We start from the raw sequence: 17,800 nt of genomic DNA on the forward strand, positions 1-17,800 counted from the left end.
GAAGAAGTCCAGGTCGCGGTCGCCGAGCAGGGCGTCGAGGTGGGCGGCGCCGAGGGTCTTGGCGGCCATCGTCGCGGCGACCTCGTCCAGCGGGGTGGCGGTCAGCGGCGCGGACTGGCCGACGCCGGCCGCGTGCACCACACCGGTGAGGGGCGCGTCGTCGGGTACGCCGTCGAGCACCGCGGCCAGCGCGCCGCGGTCGGCGGCGTCGCAGGCGACGAGGGTGACCCGGGCGCCGAGTTCCTCCAGTTCGGCGCGGAGTTCGACGGCGCCGGGGGCTTCACCGCCGCGGCGGCCGGTGAGGATCAGGTGGGTGGCGCCGGAACGGGCCAGCCAGCGGGCGGTCTCGGCGCCGAGGCCGCCGGTGCCGCCGGTGATCAGGACGGTGCCGAAGGCCGTGAACTCGTCCTCGCGGGGCAGGTCGTCGCCCGGGTAGCGTACGACGCGGCGGGCGAGGGTGCCGTCGGCGCGCACGGCGAGCTGGTCCTCGCCCTCGTGGGTGGCGAGGACGCTCACCAGGCGCTGGACGGCCGGGGCGTCGAGGACCTGCGGCAGGTCGACCAGGCCGCTCCACTGCTCGGGCCGCTCCAGGGCGGCTGCCCGGCCCAGGCCCCAGGCGGCGGCCCGGGCGGGGTGGGTCAGGGGGTCGCCGGGGCCGGTGGTGACGGCGCCGCGGGTCACCGTCCACAGCGGGGCGGTGACGCCGGTGTCGCCCAGGGCCTGGGCGAGGACGACGCCGAGGGCGAAGCCGGTGGGCAACCCGTCTTCGGGGTGGGCCGGGTCGCCGAGCGGCAGCAGGGAGAGGACGCCGCTGACGCCCGTACCGCCGTCGGCGGCCGCGGTCTCGACGGCGGCGCGCAGGGTCTCGGCGAGGCGATCGCGGTCGAGGTGGGTCTCGTCCAGGACGAGGCGTCGGACGACGGCTCCGTGGCCGCGCAGGGCGTCGAGGACCTCCGCGGCCTCGTCGGCGGGTGAGCCGGGAGCGGGGTCCCCGTCGGGGCGGGAGGGGGCGGTGGTGACGGCGAGCCAGGTGCCGTCGAGGACGGGGGCGCCCCCGGTGGCGGCGGGGTGCCAGGCGACCCGGTAGCGGGCGGCGTCGAGGACGGCACGTTCCTGGCGGGCGCGCCGCCAGGACGACAGGGACGGCAGCAGCGCGTAGAGGGAGGCGTGCTCCTCGTCGCGCAGGCCGAGCAGCCCGGCCAGCCCGGCGGCGTCGCCGGACTCGACGGCGGTCCACAGTGCGGCGTCGGCCGGGTCGGTGGCTCCGGCGGCGCCGCGGCGGGCGGTGGGCGCGGTGGTGTCCGGCCAGTACGTCTCGTGCTGGAAGGCGTACGTGGGCAGGTCGACGGTGGTGGCGCCGGTGCCCCGGTGGACGGCGGCCCAGTCGACGCGGACGCCGCGCACGTGCAGGCGGGCGAGGGCGGTGAGGGCGGACTCGTCCTCCGGGCGGCCGGTGCGCAGCAGCGGGACGGCGTCGGCGTCGGAGTCGTCGCCGAGGGTGTCCTGGGCGGCGGCGCACAGGGAGCCGCCGGGGCCGATCTCGAGGAAGGTGGCGGCCCCCGCCTCGTGGGCGGCGCGCACCGCGTCGGCGAACCGGACGGTGGACCGCGCGTGCCGCACCCAGTACGCGGCGGTGCGCAGGTCGTCGCCCTCCGCCGGGCGGCCGGTGAGGTCGCAGACGACGGGCACGGTGGGCCGGTGATAGGTGAGGCCCTCGGCGACCTCGCGGAAGGCGTCCAGGACGGCGTCCGTGCGGGGCGAGTGGAAGGCGTGGCTGACCCGCAGGCGGCGGGTGGTGCGGCCCCGTTCGGCGAAGTGGGCGGCGATGCGCCCGGCGGGCTCCTCGTCACCGGAGACGACGACGGCCGAGGGCCCGTTGACGGCGGCCAGGGAGACGCGGTCCTCCAGGCCCGCCAGGAGCGGCAGCACCTCCTCCTCGGACGCCTGGAGGGACCACATGGCGCCCCCCTCGGGCAGGGCCTGCATGAGGCGGGCGCGGGCGGCGACCAGGGCGCAGGCGTCGTCCAGGGAGAGGACACCCGCGGCGTGGGCGGCGCTGATCCCGCCGATGGAGTGACCGAGCAGCACGCCGGGTCGCACGCCCCAGGAGCGGACGAGCCGGTAGAGGGCGGTCTCCAGCGCGAACAGGGCGGGCTGGGTCCAGCCGGTCTCGTACAGGGCGGCGGCGCCGGGGGTGCCCTCCTCGGCAAACAGGACGTCCTTCAGGGAGCCGTGCGGGGTGCCGGCGGGGGCGTCGAGGAGCAGCGGGTCGAGGCGGGCGACGACCTCGTCGAGTGCCTCGGCGAACACCGGGTGGCGCTCGTACAGTTCACGGCCGGTGCCGGGGCGCTGGCTGCCCTGGCCGGTGAAGAGCAGGGCGGTGCGGCCGGCGCCGCCCGTCTCGCCGAGGACCAGTGCCGGGTCGGTGCGGTCGGCGGCCAGCGCGGCCAGGGCGCGGCGGGCGTCCTCGGCGGTGCCGACGACGACGGCGCGCTGCTCGAACGCCGGGCGGGTGGTGGCCAGCGAGAGGGTGACGTCGGCGGGGGCGTCGTCGGGGCGGGCGTCGAGGTGGGCGAGGAGGCGGGCGGCCTGGGCGCGCAGCGCGGGGCGGGTGCGGCCGGACAGGGTCCAGGGCAGGACGGCCGCGGCGGCGGTGCCGCCGGCATCGAGGGTCTCCGGGGCCTTCGCGGGCTCGCCCTGTTCGAGGACGACGTGGGCGTTGGTGCCGCTGATGCCGAAGGAGGAGACGGCGGCACGGCGCGGGCGGCCGGTCTCGGGCCAGGGGGTGTGCTCGTGGACCAGGGCGACCGCGCCCGATTCCCAGTCGACGTGCCGGGAGGGTGCGCCGGCGTGCAGGGTGCGCGGCAGCTCGCCGTGGCGCATCGCCTGGATCATCTTGATGACGCCGGCGACGCCGGCGGCGGCCTGGGTGTGGCCGATGTTCGACTTGATGGAGCCGAGCAGCAGGGGCCGCTCGGGGTCGCGGTCCTGGCCGTAGGTGGCGAGCAGGGCCTGCGCCTCGATGGGGTCGCCGAGGGGGGTGCCGGTGCCGTGGCCCTCGACGGCGTCGATGTCGGCCGTGGTCAGGCCGGCGGCGGACAGGGCCTGGCGGATGACGCGCTGCTGGGACGGCCCGTTCGGGGCGGTCAGTCCGTTGGAGGCGCCGTCCTGGTTGACGGCGGAGCCCCGGACGACGGCGAGGACGCGGTGGCCGTTGCGGCGGGCGTCGGACAGCCGCTCCAGGACCAGCACGCCGACGCCCTCGGACCAGCCCACGCCGTCGGCCTCGTCGGAGAATGCCTTGCAGCGGCCGTCGGGCGACAGGCCGCGCTGGCGGGAGAACTCGATCAGGGAGGTCGGGGTGGACATCACGGTGACACCACCGGCCAGGGCCAGCGAGCACTCCCCCGCGCGCAGCGCCTGCATCGCGAAGTGCATCGCGACCAGGGAGGAGGAGCAGGCGGTGTCGACGGTGACCGCCGGGCCCTCCAGGCCCAGGGCGTAGGAGACGCGGCCGGAGGCGATGCTCGGGGCGGTGCCGCTGCCCTGGTGGCCCTCGAAGCGCTCGTCGGCGAGTGTCGCCGAGTAGTCGCTGTACATGACGCCGGCGAAGACGCCGGTCCGGCTGCCGCGCAGGGACACCGGGTCGATCCCGGCGTGCTCGACGGCCGTCCAGGAGGCCTCCAGCAGGAGGCGCTGCTGGGAGTCGGTGGCGAGCGCCTCGCGCGGGCTCATGCCGAAGAAGCCGGCGTCGAACTCGCCCGCGTCGTGCAGGAAGCCGCCGTGACGGGCGTAGGAGGTGCCGGGGTGGTCCGGGTCGGGGTGGTAGAGGTGGTCGAGGTCCCAGCCGCGGTTGACGGGCAGTCCGCCGATGGCGTCGGTGCCCTCGGTGACCAGGCGCCACAGGTCGTCGGGGGAGGTGACGCCGCCGGGGTAGCGGCAGCTCATGCCGACGACGACGATCGGGTCGTCGGCGGTGGCGCGGGCGGGCGGGCCGGCGTCGGGTGCGGCGGTCTCGGGCGCGGTGTCGGTGAGTTCCCGCAGGAGGTGGCCGGCGAGGGCGGCGACGGTCGGGTAGTCGAAGGTGACGGTCGCCGAGGTGCGCAGGCCGGTGGCCGCGGCAAGCCGGTTGCGCAGTTCGACGGCGGTCAGCGAGTCGAAGCCCAGGTCCTGGAAGGGCCGTTCGGGGTCGATGTCGTGTGCGGAGGCGTGCCCGAGCACGGTGGCCGTCTGGGTGCGGACCAGATCGACGACGGCCTCGGCGCGGGCCTCTTCGTCGAGCCGGGACAGGCGCTGGGCCAGGTTGAGGGCCGCCTCGGAACCGGTGCGCACGGTGCGGCGGGTCCGGGTGCGGATCAGGCCGCGCAGCAGGGGCGGCACCTCGCCGTGACCGCGCAGGACGGCGAGGTCGAGGCGGGCGGGGACGACGGCGGCGCGGGGCACGGTGAGGGCGGCGTCGAAGAGGGCGAGGCCCTGCTCGGTGGTGAGCGGGGGCGTGCCGGAGCGGGACATGCGCTCCAGGTCCTGCTCGGACAGCTCTCCCGTCATGCCGCCGGTGGGCGCCCAGGGGCCCCAGGCCAGGGAGAGTCCGGGCAGGCCCGCGTCCCGGCGCAGGCGGGCCACGGCGTCCAGGAAGGCGTTGCCCGCGGCGTAGTTGGCCTGGGCGGGGGCGCCGGTGGTGCCGGCGAGGGAGGAGAACACCACGAACGCGGCGAGGTCCAGGTCGCGGGTGGCCTGGTGCAGGTGCCAGACGGCGTCCGCCTTGGGGCGCAGGACGGCGGTCAGGCGCTCCTCGGTGAGGGACTCGACGAGGCCGTCGTCGAGGGTGCCCGCGGTGTGCACGACGCCGGTGACGGGGTGGTCCGCGGGCACGGAGGCGAACAGCCGCCGCACCGCTTCCGGGTCGCTCACGTCGCAGGCCACGAGGGTCACCTCGGCCCCGGACTCCCTCAGTTCGGCGGAGAGTTCGGCGGCGCCGGGGGCGTCGGGGCCGCGGCGTCCGGCGAGCAGCAGGTGCCGTACGCCGTGTTCGGCGACCAGGTGGCGGGCGAGTACGGCGCCCAGGCCGCCGGTGCCGCCGGTGACGACGACGGTGCCCTCGGGGTCCCAGGGCACGGCGGTGTCACGGTCGCCGGGGCGGACACGGGTGAGGCGGGCGCCGAGCACCGTGCCGTCGCGGAGGGCGGTCTGCGGTTCGTCGGCGGACAGGGCGGCGGCGAGGGCGGCGGGCGCCTCGCCCACGGCGGCGGCGGGGTCGAGGTCGATCAGGCCGAAGCGGCCCGGGTGTTCGGTCTGGGCGGCGCGCACCAGGCCCCAGACGGCCGCGGCGGCGGGGTCGGTGACGCCGTCGCCGCCCGCGGGGACCGCGCCCCGGGTGACGAACACCAGGCGGGAGCCCCGCGGGGTGTCCGCGGCGAGCCATTCCTGGAGCCGGGCGAGGACGCGTGCGGTGAGCGTGTGCACCGCGGCCGGGACGTCGTCGCCGGCGCCCGTGACGCAGGCGAGCACCAGCTCGGGCGTGCCGGCGCCGAGGGCGGGGGCGTCCCCGGTGAGGGCGTCGACCGGTGTTCCGGCGGCCGACAGGGCGTCGCCCAGGTGGTACGGGTCGGCGCCGAGCAGGCCGACGGTATCGGTGAGGGGTTCCCCCGCGGAGCCGGGCAGGCGTACCCAGTCGAGGGCGAACAGGGCGTCGCGTTCCAGGGCGGAGGCGGCGGCTCCCCGGGCGTCGGGGGCGGAGCGCAGCACCAGGGAGCCGACCGAGGCGACGGGCGCGCCGGTGGTGTCGGCGAGGGCCACGGCGACGGCGTCGTCACCGGCCGGAGTGATGCGGACCCGGGCCTCGGCGGCGCCGCTCGCGTGCAGGGTCACGTCCTGCCAGGCGAAGGGCAGCCCGCCGCGGGCGTCCTCGCCCAGCGGAGCGAGCGCGGTGGCGTGCAGGGCGGCGTCGAGCAGCGCGGGGTGGAGGCCGAAGGAGGGGGCGTCGCCGGCCGGTCCGGCGTCGAGGGCGACCTCGGCGAAGGTCTCCTCGCCGCGCCGCCAGACGGCGCGCAGGCCGCGGAACGCGGGGCCGTAGGAGAACCCGGCGTCGGCCAGACCGTCGTAGAAGCCGTCGAGCGCGACGGGCTCGGCACCGGCGGGCGGCCAGACGGTGGCGTCGAACTCCTCCGTCTCCGGCGCGGCGTGGGCGCCGGGGGCGAGGGTGCCCTCGGCGTGCTGTGTCCAGGGCCGGTCCTCCTCGCCGTCGGGGCGGGAGTACAGGCTCAGGGGGCGGCGGCCGGTCTCGTCGGGGCTGCCGATCCACACCTGGAGCTGGACCCCGCCGTCCTCGGGCAGGGCGAGCGGCGCGGCCAGGGTGAGGTCCTCGACCCGCTCGCAGCCGACCTCGTCGCCGGCGCGCACGGCCAGTTCCAGGAACGCGGTGCCGGCCAGCAGCACGGTGCCGCGCACGGCGTGGTCGGCGAGCCAGGGGTGGGTGCGCGCCGACAGACGGCCGGTGAGGAGCAGGCCGTCGGAGTTGGCGAGGGTGACGGCGGCGGCGAGCAGCGGGTGGTGGGCGGCGCCGAGTCCCGCGGACCGCAGGTCGCCGGGGAGTCCGGCGACTCCCTTGGGCCAGAAGCGGCGGTGCTGGAAGGCGTAGGTGGGCAGGTCGGCGCGGGCGGCGCCGGTCCCCTCGAACCAGCCCTTCCAGCGCACGGGGGTGCCCCGCAGATACAGACCGGTGGCGGCCTCGGTGAGCGCGGCGGCCTCGGGGCGGTCCTTGCGCAGCGTCGGCAGCACGGCGGCCCGGTCGTGTCCCTGGTCGTCCAGGACGGTGCGGGTGAGGGCGGCGAGCGTGGCGTCGGGGCCGATTTCGAGGAACAGGCCGGTGCCGTGGCCGGCGAGCCAGGAGACACCGTCGGCGAAGCGCACCGCCTCCCGGACGTGGTCGGTCCAGTGGTCGGCGGAGGTCAGCTGCTCCAGGGTGGCGGGCGCGCCGGTCAGGTTGGTGACGACCGGGACGGTGGGGGCCTGCGGGGAGAGTCCGGCGACGACCGCCCGGAACTCCTCCAGCATGGGCTCCATGAGCGGCGAGTGGAAGGCGTGCGAAACCCGCAGCCGGCGGGTGCGGCGTCCCAGGGCGGCGACGCGCGAGCTGACGTCCTCGACCGCACCGCGCTCACCGGCGACGACCACGGCCCGAGGGCCGTTGACGGCGGCGACGGAGACCTGCCCGGGGTGTGCGGCCAGGAGCGGCGCGACCTCGTCCTCGGTGGCCTCCAGGGAGGCCATGGCGCCGCCCTCGGGCAGCGCCTGCATGAGCCGGCCGCGCGCGAGGACCAGGGTGCAGGCGTCCTCCAGGGAGAACACCCCGGCCACGTGGGCGGCGGTAATCTCCCCGACGGAGTGGCCGGCGAGGTGGTCCGGGGTGACGCCGAAGGACTCGACGAGCCGGTAGAGGGCCACTTCGAGGGCGAACAGGGCGGGCTGCGCGTACGCGGTGCGATCGAGCAGGGCCGCCTCGGCGCTGCCCTCCTCGGCGAACATCAGGGGGCGCAGCGGGCGGTCGAGGCCGGCGTCGAGGTGGCCCAGCACCTCGTCGAGGGCGCGGGCGAAGGCCGGGAAGCGGGCGTACAGTTCACGTCCCATGCCCGGTCGCTGGGATCCCTGGCCGGAGAAGAGCACGGCGAGTCTGGTACGGCCGCGCGGCTGGTGGGTGCGCAGGCCGGGGGCGTCCTCCCCCGCGGCCAGCGCGGTGAGAGCGGCGACGGCGGTGTCCCGGTCGGTGGCGGTGAACGCGGCCCGGTGCTCGAAGGCGGAGCGGGTGGTGGCCAGGGCGTGGGACACGTCCAGGGCGCGCGGTCCCGGCCGGGCGGCCAGGTGGTCGAGGAGCCGGGTGGCCTGGGCGCGCAGCGCCTCGGGGGTGCGGCCGGACAGCAGCCAGGGCAGTGGGCCGGGCTCGACGGCGGGAGCGGACTCGCCCTCGTCGTCGGCGTCGGCGGACCGCTCGGCCGGGGCCTCCTCGACGATGGTGTGCGCGTTGGTGCCGGACAGGCCGAAGGAGGAGATGCCCGCCCGGCGGGGTGCGCCGTTCCGGCGCGGCCAGGGAACCGGCTCGGTGAGCAGCCGGACGGCGCCCTCGGTCCAGTCGACGTGGCTGGAGGGCCGGTCCACGTGCAGGGTGCGGGGCAGCAGCTCGTGGCGCATCGCCATGACCGTCTTGATGATGCCGGCGATGCCGGCGGCGGCCTGGGTGTGGCTGATGTTGGACTTCACCGACCCCAGCAGCAGCGGGCGTTCGGGATCGCGTCCCTGGCCGTAGGTGGCGAGGAGGGCCTGCGCCTCGACGGGGTCACCGAGGACGGTGCCGGTGCCATGGGCCTCGACCACGTCGACGTCGGCGGCGGTCAGCCGGGCGTTGACCAGGGCGGATTCGATGACGCGCCGCTGGGAGGGGCCGTTGGGGGCGGTGAGGCCGTTGGAGGCGCCGTCCTGGTTGACGGCGGAGCCGCGGACCACGGCGAGGACGTGGTGGCCGTTGCGGCGGGCCTCGGAGAGCCGTTCGAGGACGAGCACGCCGACGCCCTCGGACCAGCCGGTGCCGTCGGCGGCGTCGGCGAAGGACTTGCAGCGGCCGTCGCCGGCCAGGCCGCCCTGCCGGGCGAACTCGACGAAGGTGGTGGGGCTCGCCATCACGGTGACGCCTGCGGCCAGGGCGAGGGTGCACTCCCCCGCGCGCAGCGACTGAGCCGCCAGGTGCACCGCCACCAGTGAGGAGGAGCAGGCGGTGTCGACGGTCACGGCGGGACCGACGGCACCGAAGAAGTAGGAGAGGCGGCCGGACAGGATGCTGGTGGCGTTTCCGGTGAGCTGGAAGCCCTGCACGTCGTCGTCGGGGCCCACGCGGTAGTCCTGCGGCATGGCGCCGACGAACATGCCGGTACGGCTGCCGCGCACCCCTGCGGGGTCGATGCCGGCCCGTTCGAACGCCTCCCAGCCGGTTTCGAGCAGGAGCCGCTGCTGCGGGTCCATGGACAGCGCCTCGCGGGGCGAGATGCCGAAGAAGTCCGGGTCGAAGGCGGGCGCGTCGTGCAGGAAGCCGCCCGCGAAGTCCGCCGGCCCGTCGCCGAGGGCGGTCTCCCAGCCGCGGTCGGCGGGCATGCCGGTGATGCCGTCCTCACCGGCCTCCAGCATCCGCCACAGGTCCTCGGGGCTGCTGACGCCACCCGGGTAGCGACAGCTCATCCCGACGATCGCGATGGGCTCGGTGGCCGCCGCCTCCAGCTCGCCCACCCGCTCCCGCGAGCGCTTCAGGTCGGCGCTGGCCCGGCGGAGGTAGTCCCGGAGCTTCTGTTCCTTGTCCATTTCAACGCAACCCATCTGGAAGAAGACCGGCGGACGGCTGGCGGTCCGACGTGGACGGCGGACGTCCCGGGCGGCCGTACGGCGCCGGGGGGTCGGGCGTGCCCGAGGGAGGGAGGGCGACCGGGGACACGACCGCGGCGGCGGTCCGCCCGGCTCGGTGTCTCACGCGCCCGCGGGGGCGGGTCGGATGTCACGTCGCGCGGGGCACCCCGGTGACGGTCCCCCGGCGCGCGGCGGGACGGGCAGGGCCCGGACCGTTCCTCCGCGGCACACGCCCCGTGCGCGTGCAGAGCACACTGTTCCGCTGACCATGGGCACAGTCTGCGACGGCGCCCGCTCTGGAAATCCCTAGTGTGTGAGGGCGGTCGTCGATGCTCGGCCGCGGGGACGGCAGGGACCGCCGACGGGACGGCAGGGACCCGTCGCCGGGTCTACCAGTTGCCCAGGAGTCCGGAGGGACCGGAGGCTCCGGTGGCGAGCAGACGGCTGTAGTCCCGCTCCCGGGAGGCCTGGCGCAGGTCGGACTCGACCATCATGCGCATCAGTTCCTCGAAGTCGACCTCGGGCTTCCAGCCCAGCTCCCGGCGGGCGTTGCCGGAATCCGCGCAGAGAGTCTCCACCTCGGCGGGGCGGACGAGTCCGGGGTCGACGACCACGTAATCCCGCCAGTCGAGGCCGACGTGCTCGAAGGCGATGCGTGCCGCGTCGCTGACCTTGTGCATGGTGCCGGTGCCCACCACGTAGTCCCCGGGCTCCTCCTGCTGGAGCATCAGGTGCATGGCGCGGACGTAGTCGCCGGCGAAGCCCCAGTCGCGCTCGGCGTCGAGGTTGCCGAGGCTGAGCTTGTCCAGCAGTCCCAACTTGATCTGCGCGACCGCCAGGGAGATCTTGCGGGTCACGAACTCGGCCCCGCGTCGCGGCGACTCGTGGTTGAACAGGATGCCCGAGACGCCGTACATCCCGTACGACTCCCGGTAGTTGCGCGTGATGTAGTGGCCGAACGTCTTGGCGACACCGTACGGGCTGCGCGGGTGCAGGAAGGTGGTCTCCCGCTGCGGGCTCTCCGCCACCTTGCCGAACATCTCGGAGGACGACGCCTGGTAGAAGCGGATCTGGCCGCGGCTCGCACCCCCGGAGGACTTGCTCAGGCCCGACACCATCCGCACGGCCTCCAGCATCCGCAGCACACCGAGGCCGTTCACCTCGGTGACCAGCTCGGGCTGCTGCCAGGACATGGGGACGAACGAGATCGCTCCCAGGTTGTAGACCTCGTCGGGCTGGACCAGGTCCACGGCCGACACCAGGCTGCCCTGGTCCATGAGGTCGCCGTCCACGAAGGACAGCTCGGGGATCAGCTTGGCGATCCGGTCCTTGCGGGGGTTGGCCTGCCCCCGGCAGAGCCCCCACACCTGGTAGCCCAGGCCGAGGAGGTGCTCCGCCAGGTACGACCCGTCCTGTCCGGTGATTCCGGTGATGAGTGCGCGCTTGGTCATGTTCCCTCTTTCCACCGCCACGGTGAGGACGCGGTCGGGCGGAAATCCGCGCCCGTGGGGCGGACCGGTCGACACCCCCTGCACGAGCCGTCCTCGTCGCAGCCATGCAAGCACGGGCGAGGCTAAGGAATTTGCGAGTCTTTCCGCCCGTCCCGTGCGGACGAAACGGGTCGCAACGCCGAGGCAACCGGCATATCCCCCGGGGCTCGGGGCCCCGTCCCGCACACCTCGTTCAAAAGGCGCGCATCCCGATCCCGTGAGCGCGGTACACGCAGGTGTCGTCGCCCCACAGCGTCGCCTCGGCGACGGCCCAGCGGCCCGTGGCGTCCTCACCGACCTCCAGGATCTCCATCTCCACTGTGATCAACCTGGTTTCCGGGGTGATCTGTCCCCGGTACTTCCAGGTCACTTCCCGGCCGAGCATCACCGGCTCGAACCGGGGGGACGGGAGGCCGTCGGTGAGCCCGCGTTCGATCATGTAGTACCGCAGGAGCTGGCACATCGCCTCGATGCCGAGGGACCCCGGCTGCACCGGGTCCTGGAAGAAGTGTGCCTTGAAGAACCACTCCCCGGCGTCCACGTCCTTCTCCGACCGCAGCCGGCCGAGACCGGCGCGGCCCGCGTCCGGCCAGTAGCCGGTGACCCTGTCGAGCATCAGCAGCATCGGGCCCGGCAGACGCGCCGGGCCGTCGAAGAAGGCTTCCGGACGCGTCGTGAGATCGACCGTGTGGTCGCACGGAGCGGTGAGCGCGGCGCGGTCGGCGGTGGAGACCGGGAGTCCCGCCTGCTGCTCGAAGGCCGAGCGCGGGAAGAACCCGAACACCGTCGACAGCTCGAAGACCAGCCGGGAGTCGGCGAGGCAACGGACCGTGAACGACTCGATGATCATGTCGCCGTCGCGCGAGATCCGGGTCAGCTCGGCATGGGTACGCACGGTCGAGGTGGCGTCGGTGACCGCGGCGGTGACGGTCCCGGAGCCGTCGAGGTTGCGGAACAGCAGGTCGACGTCGCTGGTCAGGGCGCTGCCCACATAGGTGGCGAGCCAGCCGCACGGCTGGAGGGCGATCTCCATGAGGACGGCGAACGGCATCGTCCCGCCGTCGTTCTGCTCGAAGTACCAGGCGCGGTCGGGGACGTCGTACTCGGCGACGACGCGGCTGCCCTCCGCCATCCCGTTCGGCGGCCCCTCCACCTCGACGACGCGGCTCATGAAGTGGTACGGAGGACCGGGCAGGCGCGCGCACCTGCGCGTCCCGTCGAAGCGTGCGTAGGCCGGGCCGAACGCCTCACTGGGCCTGCCCCACGCGCAGGCGAGCAGCGAGGCGTAGTCGAAGGCGAAACCGTCCACCACCGCGACCGCCGAGGGCTCCCGGTGTCCCACCAGGCCCCCGAGCGAGGCGACGGGAAACGGGGCACCGCTGGTCTGCTGGGCGGCCGGGCCGAGCCGGCGCCAGTGCGTCAGCGGCCAGTCCGGCACGAGCCGGAGTCCGACGTGCCGGCCGTGGAAGGCCCTGCACCCGTCGACGGTGCCCAGCACGTCGGCGTACAGGGTCGGCACGGGTCCGGCCGACACTCCGCGCACGAACACCTCGTACACGATCCGTCGGCTGTCCGGAGTGGCCTGGCCCCGGCACTCGGCCGTGCTGGGGGCGCCGTCGACCGGTTCGAAGCGCCAGCCGTCCTTGTCCACGGTGAAGCCCATGGCGGCCAGGTAGAAGGCCATCGCCTGCATCCCGCCCTGGAGCATCAGGGTCCCCGGCATGCAAGGGTCGTTCTTGAAGTGCCCGTCGAAGAACCAGTCGTCGGGCGCGACGGGTGTCTCGGCGCGGAGGTAGCCGCGTCCCCAGGGCCCGCCCTCCGGGTCGAACGCGGTGACCTCGTGCAGCAGCCGCAGCCGGCCGCTGTCGATGCGCGGTGACCGTACGTGCGTCGCGGCCCGCTCCCAGCCCGGTCCGAAGCAGTCCGCGGGCCGCCCCTCGGAGAAGGCCAGCACCTGGTCCGCGCCGAAGGAGCCGTACATGCACCGGACGGCGGGAGGGTCGGTGGGGAGGTCGGGACCGGGTGGGTCGGCGGCGGGGTCGCCCTGCACTCCGGCGCTCCGGGCGAGTTCGTCCCGGGTGAAGAACCCGGCCTGGGCCTTGCGGACGCTGAGGCGGAGCTCGCCGTCGACGTGGCAGTCGTAGTGGAAGAAGAAGAGCCGGACCCCGTCGTGCTCGGCGTGTCCGTCGATGTGGATCTCGTAGCTCAGTGTCTCTCCCGCCCGGGGCGGGCTTCCGTGGTACGTCAGTTCGCAGCCGAGCAGCCGGTAGGCCCGCTCGCCCCGGTTCAGCAGGTCGATGCCGAGCCAGCTGATGAGCAGGAGGTCCGCCTGGCCGGCCTCGACCATCAGGCCGCAGGGCATCCGCCCGGTGGCGTCGAGGTACCAGCTGTCGAGGGCGACGTCGGTCTCCGTCCAGATCGTGCCCCGGTGGTTCTCCGGCCCGGGTGCGAGGAGGGCGGCCGGTTCGGCGTCGATACCGGTGACGCGGTCGGCGAGCAGGATCGGCGGTTCCGGCATCCGGGTCTGCACCGCGTAGGCGTCCTGGGGGGTGAATCGCGGTCCGAAGAGGTCGGAGATGCGCCCGGACGCGAGGTGTTCCAGCTGGGCCCTGTCGAACTTGGGTCCGGGCCGGGGAACGGGCAGAGAACGGCTCGGTGCGGCGGCGGGGGGTGCGGCCTGCGGCGTCACGGGCCGGGTACGCGGTACGCCCGTCCGCTGCCGGGGTTCCGCGGCCGGAGGCGGTGCGGCCTGTCCCAGAGCGGCGACGGCCTGCTCGGTGAGGCGCAGGAACCGCTCGTGCAGCCGCGCCTGTCCGGCCATCACCTCCTGGTGGAGCGCCGTGACCCGCAGTGCGTGCCGGGCGGCGAGGGCCCGCCGGTCCGCGGGATCCGGGGTCTGCCCGCCGCCCGCGCGGGATGCGACGACGGCCGGCGTGTCAGGCGGCGGGGCGGGCCGCTCGGGGTCGGTGACGGGCACGGGGACAGGTGCGGGCACGGGGACAGACGAGGGCACGGGAGCGGGCACGGGCACGGGAGCGGGCACGGGCACGGGAGCGGGCACGGGCACGGGAGCGGGCACGGGCACGGGAGCGGGCACGGGCACGGGAGCGGGCACGGGCACGGGCACGGGAGCCAACCGGGGTGCTTCGGGCAGGGGCACCGCGGGGTGGACGAGCGACGACGGCAGCCGGGGTTCCGGCAGGACCGGGACCTCCAGCGCCGGACCGGTTCGCGCGGTCGCGGACTCCGGGGCCCTCCGCAGTCCGGCGAGCAGTGCGTCGGCCCGGACCGGCACGCCGGCGACCACGAGTTCGGCCACGGCCAGGTACAACTGCCGCAGGCCTCTGCCGTCCGGCGCGTCCATGGCCACGGCCACGTGCTCCCGGTCCCCGAGCACCCGTTTGATCCACCCCGTGCACAGTCCGCGCGGCCCTTGTTCCACGAAGATCCGGACCCCGTCGGCCCAGGCCCTCTCCACCGTGCCGGCGAAGTCGATCGTGCCGAGGCCCTGGGCCGTGATCGCCTCGGCGGCCCGCTCGGCCGTCGGGAGGAACGCCCGCCGGTCGGCCTCGCTGTAGAACCGCACCCCCGGCACCTCGGCGGTGGGCCGCAGGTGGAGGCGGCGCCACTCGTCACGGACCTCGGCCAACTCCGGTGCGTGGGCGGCGAGGTCGTAGTCGATCGCGATGGCGTCGCCGGCCCCGAGCCGGTCCACGGCCGCCGCGCAGGCCCGTGCCTCTCCCCCGACGACGCACACCCCGGGCGCGTTGACCGCCATCAGGTGAACGGCGGGCTCCTTCGCGATCTCCTCGGCCACCCGTTCCAGGGGCGCGGTCACCAGGTAGCTGGACCACCGGGTACCGGTCACACCGGCGCGTTCCCATGCCCGTCGCACCGCACGGAGTTCGCCGGTCAGCTCCCGGGTGAACAGGCCGCTCTCGCGGGCGTCCGTGTACAGGCCCTCGGCGTCCGGCCAGGCTCCCAGGGCCACCAGGGCGGCGGTCTCGCCGGAGGAGTATCCGATGGCGGCGTCGGGTCGCAGGCCGAGCAGCCCCCGGCACAGTTCGGTGTGGACCGTGGCGAGCCGGGCGGCGCCCCGGATCCGTTCGAGCGTCGTCGGCTCGGGGCCAGGATCCACGGGTCCGGCGGCGGTACCGTGCCTGGCCCCGACGGTCTCGCCGAGTGACGGCAGGGCGAGCATCAGATCGCGCCCCATGCCCGGGTACGCGGCCGAGCCGTTGGTGTACACGAATCCGGTCTCTCCGACGACCGGTGCGTCCCGGTAGAGCACACCACCGGGCTTGATCCCGCCGCCGACGAGCCAGCGGCGCGCGCTCTCCACGGCCGCTCGGAGACCGGCGTCGTCGTCCACGACGAGGGCCAGGCGGGCGGGACCGTCCGTGGACTCCGCTCCCGCCTCCAGCGCGGCCAGCACCTCCTGCCGGTCGCCACCGGAGAAGACGTGCAGCCGCGGCACGGCTCCCCCGACCCGGGGCAGTACGTCGCCGGCGCGCAGCCGGACGCGGACGGGGGGTGCCTCCAGCGGGGCGACGACCGCCTCGGCGGTACGCAGGCCGGGTCGCGGCTGGGCGGGCTCTCCCGGGCGGGGCACCGCACGGTGCGGGAGTGCGGTCGCCGCGACGGCGACGGACAGCAGTCCCTGGGCGGCGTGGACCCGGCCGAAGACCGAGGCCGGGTCGATCGTGGCCGCCGCGTCGTCCCCGACCAGCAGGTCGGCCTCGCCCTCGCCCTCCTCGTCGAGGAGGGCGAGCACCGTGTCGCCGTCCCGGCGGGCGGCGGTGAGGGGTTTCAGCACCAGGACGACGGCCGCGTCCCCGGTTCCGGTCTCACGGCCGAGTTCGTCCAGGGCGGCTCGGTGTACCGCTCCGCTGGACACGTCGGTGGCTCCGACCAGCGCGGCGTCGGCTTCGCCCGCCCGGATGGCCCGGGCGGCGAGGTCGAGTGCCACCAGGCCGGACGCCTCCTCCGCCGACACCGCGAAGCCGGGGCCCGCCAGGTCGAGTTGGGTGTTGATCCGGTTGGCCACGAGGTTGGGGAGGGTGCCGACCACCCGCTCGGCCCCCAGGAAGGTGACGAAGGCGTCCTGGGCACGATCGAGGAGACCGGGGCCGGCGTCGCACCCGGCCTGCTCCGCCCAGTGCGGCAGTCTCCAGCGTGCGCCGCCGCGCGCCACCTCGGCGTCCACTCCCGCCCCGATCAGCACCAGGGTCCGCTCGCGGGGCAGGGAGACCCCTCGCACGGCCTCACGGGCGGCTTCCAGCACCAGGAGTTGCTGGGGCGAGGTGTTCCGCAGGGCCGACGGAGGAAAGCACAGGTCCGGGAGTGACATGCCGATCTTCGTGGTGGGACCGCACCGCTCGCCGTCGAGGACCGCGCGACGGAAGTCCTCGCTCCCGGCCCCGTCGCCGGCCCGCGCGCCGACGGCCACGATCGCGATCGCCGGCTTCGTCCTCGGGGCGGCGGATTCCCCGGAGGCATCCCGAACCGGCCGCAACGAGCGGGATGTTGCTCCCTCGCGCGCTCCCGGGTCGCCGTCCCAGGCGTCGACGATCAGGTGGGCGTTGGTGCCGCCGAAACCGAAGGCGCTGACGGCGGCCCTGCGCAAGCCCTGCCACGGCTCGGGCTCGCTCAGCACACGCAGCGGTGTGCCCTCGAGGTCGCCGAGGGGCCGGTCGGCCCCGAGGGTCGCCGGACGGATGCCCGCGCGCATCGCCCCGAGCACCTTGAGCAGGCCGCTCACTCCCGCCGAGGCCAGCAGGTGACCGACGTTGGACTTCACGGAGCCGATGGGGACGTCGTGGGCCCCCGCGAAGGTCCGTGCCATGCTCCGGGCCTCCACGGCGTCCCCGACCGGGGTACCCGTGGCGTGGCACTCCACGAGCGAGACCGTCTCCGGGGCGACGCCCGCCGCGGAGTACGCCAGTCCCATGGCCCGCTCCTGCCCCTCCTGAGCCGGGCTGAGCAGGCCGCGGCCACGTCCGTCGTTGGACAGCCCGACGCCCCGGATCACCCCGAGGACCGGTGCCCCGCCCGCCACCGCGTCCGCCAGTCGCATCAGGGCCACGAACCCGGCGCCCTCGCCGTGCAGCAGACCGTCCGCGTCCCGGTGCAGGGGACGGCTGCGACCGGACCTGCTCACGGCCGACAGGCCGCAGAACCCCACGTGCAGGAACAGGTTGTCGACGCGGTTCACCGCGCCGGCGAGCATCAGGTCGGCCGTGCCGTCGTGCAGGCGGTCGCACGCGAGCTTGATCGCGTACAGCGAGGAGGCACAGGCGGCGTCGAGCGCGAAAGCGCCCGCTCCCAGCCCGAGGGCCCTGGCCGCGAAGTGGGCGGGCAGCCCGGCGGAGAAGCGGTTGCGCGCGTCGGGGCGCGCGCGGCGCGCGCCGGTCAGCAGGGCGTCCCGGACGTGCGGCTCCTGGGCGGACAGCCAGACGTGCTCGGCGTAGGCCGACCCGGTGCTGGTGGGGTAGCAGAGGTTGCCCAGTACGAGACCGGCGCGCTCGCCGGGTCCCTCGTAGCCGGACTCCCCCAGTGCCTGCCGGGCGCCGTACAGCACCCAGTGGAAGAGCGGGTCGAGAGCCAGGATCCGTTCCGGATCGATGCGGAATCCGCTCGGGTCGAAGACCGCTTCGAACCCCCGGACGTAGCCCCCGATGTCGGTCCAGGTGCGGTCGCGGTGGTCGTCGGCCGTGCCCATGGCCCAGCGGTGGGGCAGCCGCCACCGACCCTCCGGGACCGCCGACAGACTGCAGCGGCGTGCCGCGACGTTGTCCCAGAAGGTGTCCGGGTCCAACGCGTCGGGCAGCACACAGCCGCGTCCGACGACGGCGATCGGTTCGAAACCCATACTGCTCCACTCCACGGGGCGCACGCATACGGAGGAACGGGGGCGCGGGACGCGG

3 protein-coding genes (1 of these 3 only partly in view) are annotated in these 17,800 nt (G+C 75.2%); all 3 read right to left on the reverse strand.

The genetic code is table 11. The features are described 5' to 3' along the window. Nucleotides 1-9,342: the start of a type I polyketide synthase gene (locus ACLIN4_RS01345; protein ID WP_411575401.1), read on the reverse strand. It extends 19,515 nt beyond the left edge of the window; only the first 9,342 of its 28,857 coding nucleotides appear in the window; it begins with the start codon at nucleotides 9,340-9,342; its stop codon lies beyond the left edge, outside the window. Between the two features lie 431 nt (nucleotides 9,343-9,773). Further along, nucleotides 9,774-10,835, reverse strand: a complete 1,062-nt coding sequence (locus tag ACLIN4_RS01350) for a GDP-mannose 4,6-dehydratase (RefSeq protein WP_107479932.1) — start codon at nucleotides 10,833-10,835, stop codon at nucleotides 9,774-9,776. Nucleotides 10,836-11,067: 232 nt separating this feature from the next. After that, nucleotides 11,068-17,745, reverse strand: coding sequence for a beta-ketoacyl synthase N-terminal-like domain-containing protein (locus ACLIN4_RS01355; RefSeq protein WP_411575402.1), 6,678 nt, complete (start codon nucleotides 17,743-17,745; stop codon nucleotides 11,068-11,070). Between the last annotated feature and the right edge of the window lie 55 nt (nucleotides 17,746-17,800).

Source organism: Streptomyces mutabilis (assembly GCF_046628145.1).
GTDB classification, from domain to species: Bacteria; Actinomycetota; Actinomycetes; order Streptomycetales; family Streptomycetaceae; genus Streptomyces; species Streptomyces mutabilis.